Below are 10957 nucleotides of genomic sequence, written 5' to 3'. Positions count from 1 at the left end.
GGCGTTTGCGGACTGGGGTGGTGAGGCGGGTGCGGGCTAGGCGGAGGACGGCGGCCAAGGGTGAGCCCTTTGGCTGGTCGTCTGGCCAGACGACATCCTCGTCAGTGGGGCTGCCTGCGCCGTCGAGTGCGGTCTGGGCGAAGGTGGCGACGAGCGTGTTCCAGTCTTCGGGGCGGCGGAGCATGGGGTGGCTTTCGCCGGCTAGGAAGACCATGGCGACTGGGGTGCCTTCCGCGCGGAGGCGGTTGGCGTAGGCGCGGGTCTCCTGGGGCGAGGTCACACGATCATCGTTGCCGTGGGCAAACATCACCGGGGAGCGCAGGGCAATCAGCGGCTCGTCCCGCGGGAGCCAAGGGGCTAGGCCGAGGACGCCGGCGACGCGCGGGTGATCGCCGACGGCAACGACTGCGCGGCCGCCCATCGAGTGCCCGATCAGGACGACACGCTTGATCGACACCGGCAGTTCGTCCAGCACTGTGCGGAGGTCGATGACCGGGTCGCCGACATCGTTCCAGCCGCGATAGCGGTAGCGGACGAGACCGACGGCAGCTGACGGGACCGCCGTACGGAGAGCTGCGGCGAAGGGCCACATGCGCAGGATGGGGCCTCGCCACAAGTGGGGGTTCTTGTGGGAGTGCTCGTAGCCGCCGTGCGCGAGGAGCACCAGATCCGTTGCCCCTGGTGGATTCCGGAGCAGGTCGACCCCGGGCTGCATCACTCGGCGTACAGCGTGGTGGGGTCGTGACGGATGACCATCATCGTGGTCAGGTCAGGAAGCTCGGTGAACCCGTACTGCCGGTAGAGCTCGTGTGCATCCTTCGTCGCCAGCATCAGCCGCCGCAAACCCTGCATATCCGGATGGCCGAGCAGGGACGACATCACGAACTTGCCGAGCCCGTGCCCGCGATGCTCTGGCAGCACGAACACATCCGCGATCCACGCGTACGTCGCTCGATCGGTCGCCGCCCGGGCGAACGCCACCAGCTCGCCGGTCGGCGCATACACCGCGACGTTCAGCGAACCCGCGATCGACCGCTCGACGACATCCCGCGGGACATTAGGCGACCAGTACGCCGTACGGAGGAAGCCGTGGACCGCGTCGATATCGATCCGCGCGGTGTCGTCGTCGGCCTCGAAACCTTCCGGATGCAACCACTTCACTTGTTCAGTACCTCCGTGATCGGCATCGACGAATCGGCCGGGAGACCCAGCGGCGACGGCGTCTTACCCGCGCGCACCAACTCGGACCCGAGCGCCGCGACCATCGCACCGTTGTCGGTACACAGCCCAGGACGCGGAACCCGTACGGCGATCCCAGCCGCCGTGCACCGTTCTTCCGCCATCTGCCGCAGCCGGGAGTTGGCCGCAACCCCACCGCCAATCAGCAGATGCTCGTACCCGCGGTCCTTGCAAGCGTCGATCGCCTTGCGCACCAGCACATCGCAAACCGCCTCCTGAAAGGCCGCAGCGACGTGGTTGACCGGAACGTCCTCGCCGTCGCGGCGCTTCGACTCGACCCAGCGCGCGACCGCGGTTTTCAAACCAGAGAAGGAGAAATCGAACCGGTGCCGCTCAAGATCGCGCTGTGAGGTCAAGCCGCGCGGGAACTTCACGTACAGCCGATCACCGCCGTCGCGCGCCGCCTTGTCGATGTACGGCCCACCAGGGAACGGCAGGCCGAGCACGCGCGCGACCTTGTCGAACGCCTCGCCCGCAGCGTCGTCGATGGTGCTACCCATCGGCACCACGCCCTCGGTGATGTCCTCGACCGCGAGCAGCGACGAGTGCCCACCGGACACCAGCAGCGCGATGGCGCCCTTCGGCAGGTCGCCGTGCTCAAGCGTGTCGACGGCAACGTGCGCCGCGAGGTGATTGACGCCGTACAAGGGTTTGTCGAGCGACAGCGCGAGACCCTTCGCAGCAGCGACGCCCACGAGGAGTGCCCCGGCCAGGCCGGGGCCGCTGGTGACGGCGATCGCGTCGACGTCGGTCGGCTTGATTCCGGCGGTCTCGCAGGCGCGTCGGATCGTCGGGACCATCGCTTCGAGGTGCGCGCGACTGGCAACCTCAGGCACGACGCCGCCGAAGCGGGCGTGTTCCTCGACACTGGACGCGATCGCATCGGCGAGCAATGTCTGCCCGCGCACGATGCCGACACCGGTCTCGTCACACGACGTCTCGATCCCGAGGATCAAGGGTTCTTCTTTGCTCACAACGACTCCCGCCACCGCATGATCACTGCATCTTCACCGCCGGCGTAGTACCCACGCCGCCGGCTGATCTCTTCGAACCCGAACCCGCCGTACAGACCGATCGCCGACTCGTTGCCCGCAGCAACTTCCAGCAACACCGTCCGCCCGGCACACCGCTTGAGCGCGGCCGTCATCAACTGCCCACCAACCCCAGTACGACGCTCAGCCGGGGCCACCGCAATCCGCAACAACTCCACCACGTCGACCTCGACCGGCGGCACCAGCAGCACGAGGTACCCAGCCACGGCACCTTCATCCGCCACCAGGATCACCCGGTCGTCCGACACCCGCTCGAACTCACCGCCCCAAGCAGCCGAACTCCAAGCCTCCGGCCCGAAACACACCTCGTCCAGGCCAGCGACCGCCGCCAGATCGTCAGCAACCGCAGGACGAATAGCCGGTCTCACTTGGTCAACACGCTCTTGGGCCCACCCGACATCGTCACATCAGGCCGCCGCAGATAAAGCGGGTCCGGGGCAACAATCTCCAGTGTTCCGGTGGCCACGCCCAACGCCAGCACCTCGGCCGAGGGGTACTCCACCACGTCGTCAGCGGCAACGCCCAACGTTTCGCCGTACAGGATCGCGCCGCGGCCGATGATCGGGAGGCCCGCCAGCACGTGGGCGACCGCATCGGGCTTGTCCACGGCGGGACCTTCGAGGCGCCGACGACTGCCATCCGCCGCCGGGCCGTCGTACAGGGCCCAGTAGATCTCTTTGCGCCGAGCATCCGTCGCGACGGCGACCGGCAAGGTCAACGACGACTGGCGCGCGAGGATGTCGAGGCTACAGACGCCAGCCACCTCAATCCCCAATACGTCGGCCATCGTGCGAGCCGTGACCAACCCGACCCGCAAACCAGTGAAAGGCCCAGGACCCACCCCGACGGCGATCCGCGTCAGATCGCGGGCGGTGCAATCCGCGGCGGCGAAGGCGGCGGCGATGGCAGGCGCCAGGAGCTCCCCGTGGCGGAGGGCGTCGACGGTGGTCGAGGAGGCGATGATCTCGCCGGTGACCGAGTCGGCCAGGGCGACCGTGACGGCGGCGCTTGAGGTGTCGAAGGCGAGCAGCATGTCAGTTGTTCTCCAGTACAGAAACCCGTACGCCGGACGCCGCCCAGCGCGGTCCAACCGGCGTGATGCGGAGCTCGCGGGTTTCATCGGTGTCGTCGTCGCCGCGGGTCACCACGATGTCGAGCCGGTCCGGGGCGAGCGCTTCGGCCAGCCCATGGCCCCACTCAACCACGGTCACCGCTTCTTCGAGCGAAGCATCCAGGTCAAGGTCGTCCAGCTCGGCCCTAGACCCATATGCACTGGCGCCCAGCCGATAAGCGTCCACGTGCACCAACGCCGGCCCGCCACTCAACGACGGATGCACGCGCGAGATCACGAAGGTCGGCGACGTGATGTCACCGCGCACCTTCAACCCAGCACCCAACCCCTGGGTGAATGTCGTCTTCCCGGCGCCAAGATCACCCGACAACACCAGTACGTCGCCGGCCCGCAACTGCCCAGCCAGCTCCTCGGCGATCGCCCGCATCTCCTCGGCTGTCGGCACAGTCCGCTCGACCGGCATCGCCTTCGCGTAGATCAGGTTGTGCTCGATCTGCTCGACGACCGAATACCCACGGCGCCGCCAGAACTCCACGGTGTCCGGCAACTCCACGCGCGCGATCAACCGCACCCGCGCCAGACCCCGCCGTACGGCGACTGCCTCGGCGCACCCGACCATCGCGGACGCGACCCCATGCCCCTGATGCCGCGGGTCGACCGAGACCCGGCGCAGCACGAGCACGTCGCCCGACACCTCGAACAGCACCGCACCCGCGGGCTTCCCGTCCACGCGGACGAGCAGACCGCCGTACTGCGCGATCGCCTCCGCCACCGTGGTCGCGTTCTCGCTCAACGCCGTCGACGGCGGATCGAGGACCCGGCGCGAGGAGAAGGCGTGGTGAATCACGGTGACGATCTCGTCCACGTGCTCAGCTGTCGCGTCAACGACATGCAGATCGGTCATGCTCACATCATCCCAAGGATTGTTCGGCTCGCTCGATCATCCCAAGGAGTGCCGCGGTGAACTCACGGTGGTGCTCGATCAGGCCGAGGTGACCACAGTTCTTCACCTCGACGAGCTCCGCCCCCGGCACCCGCCGGACGATCTCTTCGGCGTGCTCGAACGGTGTCAGCGCGTCCTTGTCACCGCCGATCACCACACACTCGACCTTCTGCAACGGCTCGAGCGAGTCGTACTTCTCGTGCAGCGCGAAGATCGGGTAGAAGTCCGCAATCACCGAGATCGGCGTCGCCGCGATCATCTCGTTCACGAACTCGGTGAACGCCGGCGGCACCTCGGAGCCGAACGAGTACCGACGCGTCAGCAGGTAGCTGATATCCGTCCCCGCCTTGCGCCCACGCTCGACCGCATCCGGGACCCGCGCCAAGGCGGACACCGTCGGCAACGCGAGCTGCCGCAACCATCGCCCAGGCAGCCCCGGCAGGATGATCGGCACCTCGTCCAGATGCCCGGCGCTCGTCGAGCACAGCCCGACGCCGATGATCCGGTCGCCGAACAGCTCCGGGTGCTGATCGGCGAGCGCCATGATCGACATCCCGCCCATCGAGTGCCCGATCAAAATGACCGGGCCTGAAGGCGCGAACTTCTCAAAGATCCCGTAGAGATCCTGACCGAGCTGGTCGATGCTGATGTTCTCCTTCGCCGACCGCCCGGATCGCCCGTGCGACCGCTGGTCGTAGAAGACCATCGTCCCGATGCCGGCCAGATCGCGGCGCTCGAAGTGCCAGGAGTCCATGTTCAGCCCGTAGCCGTGCAGGAAGATCACGGTCAGATCCTCAGGCGGCAACGGCAGCTTGCGGGCGAACCGCTTCTTGGGTGGCACCGGTCGGCGAGACCGCTTCAGCTCGTCGACCTCGACGTACAGCTCGACGCCGTCGTCCGCGGTGAAGACGTGCGGGGTCCCGCGCAGGGACCCGAACGGCTCCGCTTCCAACTGCGCACGCTGACCGGACCGGCGTCCGATGACCGTGCGCTCGACCGCAACCCCGGCGGCCGCACCGGCGGCCAGCACCCCGACCGCGGCTCCAATGAGTCCTGCGGTCCGTCCTGCCTTCGACATCGCCTACTCCTCGACCGGGACGGTATCGGCTGGGGAGGTATCGATATACCGGCGCGGAATCCGCGGCCCGAGCCGCGTCACGATCTCGTAGTTGATCGTCCGGGCCGCATCGGCCCAGTCGTCGACGGTCGGTTCCCCCGCCGTACCCGGGCCAAACAGCACGATCTCATCCCCCGCGACGACATCGTCGTCCTCGAGGTTCACCACGCACTGATCCATGCAGATCCGGCCGACAACGCTGCGGCGCCCACCGGCCGACTGAACCGGCGCGCCATTCGAAGCGTGCCGCGGCAGACCGTCGCCGTACCCGAGCGGGATCAGCCCGAGCGTCGACGGTCGCGGCGCGGTCCACGTCAGCCCGTACGAAACACCCACGCCGGCAGGCACCCGCTTCACCATCGCGAGCCGCGCCTTCAGCGTCATCGCCGGCCGCAACCCCAGCTCGGCAGCGCTCAACGCATGCCCGAACGGCGAGAGCCCGTACGTCGCTATGCCCGGCCGCACGAGGTTGAAGTGCGTCTCGGGGAGCTCCAGCGTGGCGCCCGAGTTGGCCAGGTGCTTGAACTCGGCCTCCACCCCGAACGACTCGGCCACCGCGATCGCCTCGATGAACGTCGCGAGCTGCGCCTCGTTGATCGCGCTCTTCGGCTCGTCCGACTGCGCGAGGTGCGACCAGATGCCCTTGATCTCGATCCGGCCGGCCGCCTGCTCCCGCAGCGCAACGCGAATCAGCGCCGGCCACTCCTCCGGTACGGCGCCGCCGCGGCTCATGCCCGTGTCGATCTTGAGGTGCACCCGGGCCGGCCGGTCGACGACTGCCGCGGCGAGCTCCTCGATCTCCCACGGCGCACCAGCCGACAGGTCGATCCCGGAGTCGATCGCCTCGGTCAGCGGCTCACCGGGCGTGGTCAGCCAGCAGAAGATCGGCCCGGTGTCTCCAGCGTCACGCAGAGCGAGCGCCTCTTCGAGAACGGCCGCACCGATCCAGTCCGCACCGGCTTGCCGGGCGGCCGCGGCAACCGGCACGATCCCGTGCCCGTAGCCGTCGGCCTTCACCACGGTCATCAGCTGCGCACCCTCGGCACGGTCACGCAGCGTTGCCACGTTGTGCCGGATCGCAGCCAGGTCAACGATCGCCTCGGCGCGCGTCGGGCGCTCACGTGGCGGGTAGCTGAGAGGTGACTGGGGAGTAGCCATAGCTCTTCCAGTGTGTCAGGCCGCGACGATCAATCCGGTGAGGGATGTCATCTTGTGAAAAACTTGACGTGCATCGGCGAGCTTCGCCGGGTCCGTCATCCCCGCGTAGCCGAAGACCGTCATCCCGGCCGCGTTGGCCGCGGCGACGCCGAGTGGGCTGTCCTCGACCACGACGCAGTCAGCCGGTTGCACGCCCAGGGTGGCGGCCGCGTGCAGGAAAAGATCGGGCGCGGGTTTGCCGTGCGCGACATCCTCGGCACTGAAGATTCTGCCCTCGAACCGGGCCAGGAAACCGACCGCGGTCAGCGCCGTCCGGATCCGCCGATGAGTCCCCGACGAGGCGAGACAGTACGGCGTACCGGCTGCTTCCAGGTCGTCGAGCACACCCTCGACCCCCTCGATGGCTTGCAGGTGGGCGAATCCGTCGAACAGCCGCTGGTGATAGCGGTCCTCGAGGTCGGCCGGCAACGGCCGGCCGAGCTGCGCCTCGGTCTTCTCGCGCATCGACTTCATGCTGCCGCCCATGAAGTCGCGCACTGCTTCGTCGAACGTGTACGGCAACCCGGCCTCGGTGAGCAGCTCCGCCAAGATCGTGTTGGCCAGCCGCTCGGAGTCCACCAGTACGCCGTCGTTGTCGAAAATCACCAGACCGGTCACGCAAGGAACCCTACGCAACCGGTCCGAGGGCTACGCCCTCCAGCTCTCCTGGATCGAACTAGCTTTCTTGAATTTCAAAGGCATTGAAGGTGAAGCGCTGCTTGGTGTTGTTGGTGGAGACGACCTCGACGCCGTAGTCGACCTGCCAGGTGGTGGACTTGGCCGGGATCCACTTGCGAGCCTCGAGGTCCTTGAAGAAGGCCTGCAGCGGCATCGTGCCGGAGGTCTGGGTGGTGACCGACTTGTAGGTGAAGATGCCGCCGGGCTTGTTGGCGCCGTCGGTCTTCCACACCTCATAGGCGTGACCGCCGATCGTCGTCGTACCGAGCTTGTCGCCGGCCGGGGTCTGGCCCGAGTTCTGGGTCCAGATCATCAGCTCGTTCTCGAAGCCCTCGTTGATCCAGACGTCGAAAGCGACGTTGTAGATGCAGCCGGAACAGCTCGGCGCGGTGGCGGCGAACTTCGCGGACTGGATCTTGGCCAGCGGGAAGTCGTTGTAGTCCTTGTGGACGTTCGGGTACGCCTGTACGCCGTTGTCGCCCGGCCTGGACTGGGTGACGTCCTCGTACCAGCTGTTGTAGTTGCAGACCGCCATCGTGTACGTGCCGTTGTGGTTGTTCCACATGTTGTTGTGGACGTAGTACTGGCCGTACGTCCGGCCCTCACCCTGGTTGCCCTTGGCCGTGGTGGTCCAGCCCGGCTTGGTGCAGGTCTGGCCCGGGTTGCTGGTCGGCGGCGCTGTCGGGGGCTTGGTGGTCGGCGGCTTGGTCGGCGGCGTGATCGTGGGCTTCGGGGTCACCGTCGGCTTCGGCGTGGCGGTCGGCGGCTTGGTGGGCATGGGAGTCGGCTTCGGCGTGGGCGGCTGCGCGGGCGCGGCGACGAAGTCGTAGTGCGCGGTGTAGCGCAGCTTCGTCCCCTGGCGATAGTTCTTCCCGTCGCGCCGCACAGCGTGCAGCCGATAGCTCTTGTCGGTGGTCTTTCCCGGGTCGATCGACAGCTGCACAGGCCCGGAGGCGATCGCGGTGATCGCGACCGGCTTCTTGCCGAAACCGTGCAGGACGGTGCAGCCGGAGCGCTTGTCGAGGACACAACTCTCGACGCGGCCGACGCTCGGGAGGGTGATGGCCGTGCTGTCCGCGGCGCTCGCCGTACTCGCGGAGACGGGGTTCTGCTTGGCCGCCTGGACGGCGAACGGCGCTGCGACGAGCGCACCTACAGCCAAGAAGACCGCCGGGACAACCACGCGGCGTCGGGCAGTTCGGATGGGGGGCATGCTCAGTGATCCTTCGTCTGTTCGACGGGCCGCCGCCGTCTTTGCCCCAGCACTGACAGCGCGGCCCTACCTTGATGCGGTTGGATCCCCAGTGGGACCGGCGCCGTACTTGTCAGCGAGGGCCGGCCTTGGTCTGTCAGCGCGCCGCACGTTATCGAACCGTGATCTGATCCGCTACCCCTACCGCGAGGTTTTCCTCGACTTTACGCGTCCTTCACGATGGAACACGCTGCAACGCGGCCGTCACCTTCTGCGTCCCTAGGGTGTGACCATGCGGATGATTGCCCTCGCCGGAGCCGGTTTGCTGCTCACTCTCGCCGCGTGCGGGAACGAGACCCAAGCCGGCGGTGGATCGCTGTCCGGCAACACGTACCTGTCGACCTCCATCACCGAGGACGGCAAGCCGAAGCAGCTGGCCGGCAACACCCGGGTGAAGCTGGACTTCATCGACGACGGCCGTCTGAACGCCGACGCCGGCTGCAACTCCATGCAGGCCCCGGTCTCGACCAGCGGCGGCAAGATCACCCTGAAGGAACCGGCAGCCATGACCGACATGGGCTGCCCGGACGGCCGCCAGCAGCAGGACACCTGGCTGAGCGAATTCCTCCAGAAGAAACCCACCTGGAAGCTGTCCGGCGACACCCTCACTGTCACCGCGGACAAGACGACGATCGTTTTGACCGACAGCGATGTCGTCCAACCGGACGCCGCCATCGACGGCACCAAGTGGACCCTGAACGGCGTCATCGACTTCGACTCCGTCAGCCATCAGGACGGCGCCGACAAGGCCTGGATCACTTTCAACGGCGACCGAGTCACCGGCTTCACCGGCTGCAACGAACTGAACGGCCGCATCGCCCGAGCCGCCAACACCATCACCTTCGGCGAACTCGCCACCACCCGGCGCGCTTGCGCCGAAGCCGAAGGCGCCATGGAGAAGGCCCTGGTCAACGGCCTCAAAGGCAAGATGACCTACGAGATCAACTCCTCAGACCTGACTCTCAAAGCCGACAACAAAGGCCTGACCTTCATCGCTGCCCGCTGACCTCAGGCCAGGAGCTGGCGGGTGACCTCGGGGAGTGCGGCAGCGACCTTCATCGCGGTGACCGGTCCATCGGTTGCCGCGAGTTGCCCAGCTGCCGCGTGCAGGTAGGCGGCGACAGCAGCTGCTTCGAACTCCGGTACGCCGCCTGCCAGCAGCGAACCCAAGAGCCCAGCCAGCACATCGCCGGAACCCGCAGTCGCCAGCCATGGCGTGGCGATCGGGTTCACGTACGCCGACCCGTCCGGTGCGGCCACCACTGTGGTCGCACCCTTCAGCAGTACGACGAATTGCCGGTCCTCGGCCACATATCGCGCATAGTGCAGTCGCCGGGCCTCGATCTCTTCGCGCGGCACGTCGATCAAGGTACTCAGCTCACCGGCATGCGGGGTGACCACCACGTAGCCAGTGTGGGCTGGGTTAAGAGCGGCGATGCCACCTGCGTCTACTACGACTGGGACGTCCTGTTGCTGGGTTACCCGGTCGAACAGATCGCGGTCTAGCGCCTCTGAGCTCAGGCCGGATCCGACCGCCCAGGCCTGCACTCGGCCTTCCCCGACGACGACCTCAGGGTGCACTGCGAGGACAGCGTTCGCGACCGCGTCAGGGCCGACGTACCGGAGCATTCCGAGTGGGCCGGCGAGGGCGCCGGTGGTGGCGATCACGGCGGCGCCTGGGTATTGCGTGGAGCCGGCGATCAGGCCGAGCACCCCGCGCGAGTACTTGTCGGAGTGCGTATCGGGGATCGGATAAAGCGCCCGTACGTCGTGCGATTGCAGCGACTGGACTGGCGCCTCCGGAAGCTCAAGGCCGATGTCGACCAGGTGGACCGGGCCGCAAGCGGAGGCTGCGGGGTCGACGAGGTGGCAGATCTTGTGGGTGCCGAAGGTGACTGTGAGAGCCGCGTGGACATGCGTTTCCGGGGTCTCACCGCTGTCCACGTCAACGCCGGACGGGATGTCGACGGCGACGATCGGGATGTGGTGGTCGGCCGCGAGAGTCACCGCGGCCAGGGCTTCGGGGCGGAGACCGGGACGGCCGCCGATTCCGACGATGCCGTCGACGACCACATCGGCGGTCGGGATGTCGTCGGGTGCGCCGACACGACCACCCGCGGTCTGGAGGGCGGTCAGACCTTCTTTATGGGCGTGGTCCGAGAGCAGGACGGCGATCACCTGGGCACCGCGCCGGGCCAGGCGAGCACCGGCGTACAGGGCGTCACCGCCGTTGTCGCCGGACCCAATCAGGAGCACGACGCGGGCGCCGTACGTGCCGCCAAGGAAGTTGCTGATGGCAACAGCGAGGCCGTTGGCCGCGCGCTGCATCAGGGTGCCGTCAGGCAACTGAGCCATCAGGTCGGCCTCGGCGGCCCGGACCTGCTCGACGGTGTGCGCGCGACGCATG

Annotated in this window: 12 protein-coding genes; 1 reads left to right on the top strand and 11 read right to left on the bottom strand. The window is 67.4% G+C overall.

What is annotated here, in order from left to right; translation table 11 throughout:
- From E1263_RS23000 to E1263_RS22955, 10 genes are all read right to left on the bottom strand, one after another.
- Positions 1 to 715: alpha/beta hydrolase (locus tag E1263_RS23000; protein WP_238161430.1), on the bottom strand; the 715-nt coding region annotated here is incomplete at its 3' end.
- A complete protein-coding gene (locus tag E1263_RS22995; RefSeq protein ID WP_132170700.1) occupies positions 715 to 1161 on the bottom strand; it encodes a GNAT family N-acetyltransferase in 447 nt (148 codons plus the stop codon). The genes E1263_RS22995 and E1263_RS23000, both read right to left, overlap by 1 nt.
- Positions 1158 to 2213 carry a tRNA (adenosine(37)-N6)-threonylcarbamoyltransferase complex transferase subunit TsaD gene (tsaD, locus tag E1263_RS22990; RefSeq protein WP_132170698.1) on the bottom strand — a complete coding sequence of 352 codons (1056 nt, stop codon included), beginning with the start codon at positions 2211 to 2213 and terminating at the stop codon, positions 1158 to 1160. Before tsaD ends, E1263_RS22995 begins: the two co-directional genes overlap by 4 nt.
- Positions 2210 to 2659, bottom strand: a complete 450-nt coding sequence (locus E1263_RS22985) for a GNAT family N-acetyltransferase (RefSeq protein ID WP_132170696.1) — start codon at positions 2657 to 2659, stop codon at positions 2210 to 2212. The genes tsaD and E1263_RS22985 overlap by 4 nt, the downstream gene beginning before the upstream one ends.
- The gene (gene tsaB / locus E1263_RS22980; protein ID WP_132170694.1) at positions 2656 to 3324 is read right to left on the bottom strand and encodes a tRNA (adenosine(37)-N6)-threonylcarbamoyltransferase complex dimerization subunit type 1 TsaB; all 669 of its coding nucleotides are present in this window, start codon (positions 3322 to 3324) and stop codon (positions 2656 to 2658) included. The genes E1263_RS22985 and tsaB overlap by 4 nt, the downstream gene beginning before the upstream one ends.
- A 1-nt stretch (position 3325) precedes the next feature.
- Positions 3326 to 4267 (bottom strand): tRNA (adenosine(37)-N6)-threonylcarbamoyltransferase complex ATPase subunit type 1 TsaE, encoded by a 942-nt coding sequence (tsaE, locus tag E1263_RS22975; protein ID WP_132170692.1) that lies wholly within the window; start codon positions 4265 to 4267, stop codon positions 3326 to 3328.
- Positions 4268 to 4274: 7 nt separating this feature from the next.
- Entirely contained in the window at positions 4275 to 5384 is a 1110-nt protein-coding gene (locus E1263_RS22970) for an alpha/beta fold hydrolase (RefSeq protein WP_132170690.1), read from the bottom strand.
- A 3-nt stretch (positions 5385 to 5387) separates the two neighbouring features.
- Positions 5388 to 6581 (bottom strand): alanine racemase, encoded by a 1194-nt coding sequence (alr, locus tag E1263_RS22965; protein WP_132170688.1) that lies wholly within the window; start codon positions 6579 to 6581, stop codon positions 5388 to 5390.
- Positions 6582 to 6596: 15 nt separating this feature from the next.
- A complete protein-coding gene (locus tag E1263_RS22960) occupies positions 6597 to 7238 on the bottom strand; it encodes an HAD family hydrolase (RefSeq protein WP_238161429.1) in 642 nt (213 codons plus the stop codon).
- A 58-nt stretch (positions 7239 to 7296) separates the two neighbouring features.
- Positions 7297 to 8511, bottom strand: coding sequence for a GH12 family glycosyl hydrolase domain-containing protein (locus tag E1263_RS22955; RefSeq protein ID WP_132170686.1), 1215 nt, complete (start codon positions 8509 to 8511; stop codon positions 7297 to 7299).
- A 271-nt stretch (positions 8512 to 8782) separates the two neighbouring features.
- Here E1263_RS22955 and E1263_RS22950 point away from each other — a divergent pair, with 271 nt between their 5' ends.
- The gene (locus E1263_RS22950) at positions 8783 to 9556 is read left to right on the top strand and encodes an META domain-containing protein (protein ID WP_238161428.1); all 774 of its coding nucleotides are present in this window, start codon (positions 8783 to 8785) and stop codon (positions 9554 to 9556) included.
- 2 nt (positions 9557 to 9558) lie between these two features.
- On the opposite strand, the gene E1263_RS22945 is transcribed toward E1263_RS22950, so the two are convergent.
- Positions 9559 to 10956 carry an NAD(P)H-hydrate dehydratase gene (locus E1263_RS22945; protein ID WP_132170684.1) on the bottom strand — a complete coding sequence of 466 codons (1398 nt, stop codon included), beginning with the start codon at positions 10954 to 10956 and terminating at the stop codon, positions 9559 to 9561.
- Position 10957 lies beyond the last annotated feature (1 nt).

The sequence above is a fragment of the Kribbella antibiotica genome (assembly GCF_004349055.1).
In the GTDB taxonomy this organism is placed as follows: Bacteria; Actinomycetota; Actinomycetes; order Propionibacteriales; family Kribbellaceae; genus Kribbella; species Kribbella antibiotica.
The sequence above is the reverse complement of the archived record's forward strand: the minus strand, read 5'-3'. Positions and strand labels throughout refer to the sequence as shown.

Excerpts from the sequence above, each read along its gene's own strand:
- alr (WP_132170688.1), bottom strand. The coding sequence starts at position 6,581 with ATGGCTACTCCCCAGTCACCTCTCAGCTACCCGCCACGTGAGCGCCCG.
- tsaB (WP_132170694.1), bottom strand. The coding sequence starts at position 3,324 with ATGCTGCTCGCCTTCGACACCTCAAGCGCCGCCGTCACGGTCGCCCTG.
- tsaE (WP_132170692.1), bottom strand. The coding sequence starts at position 4,267 with ATGACCGATCTGCATGTCGTTGACGCGACAGCTGAGCACGTGGACGAG.
- E1263_RS22970 (WP_132170690.1), bottom strand. The coding sequence starts at position 5,384 with ATGTCGAAGGCAGGACGGACCGCAGGACTCATTGGAGCCGCGGTCGGG.
- E1263_RS22945 (WP_132170684.1), bottom strand. The coding sequence starts at position 10,956 with ATGCGTCGCGCGCACACCGTCGAGCAGGTCCGGGCCGCCGAGGCCGAC.
- E1263_RS22950 (WP_238161428.1), top strand. The coding sequence starts at position 8,783 with ATGCGGATGATTGCCCTCGCCGGAGCCGGTTTGCTGCTCACTCTCGCC.
- E1263_RS22955 (WP_132170686.1), bottom strand. The coding sequence starts at position 8,511 with ATGCCCCCCATCCGAACTGCCCGACGCCGCGTGGTTGTCCCGGCGGTC.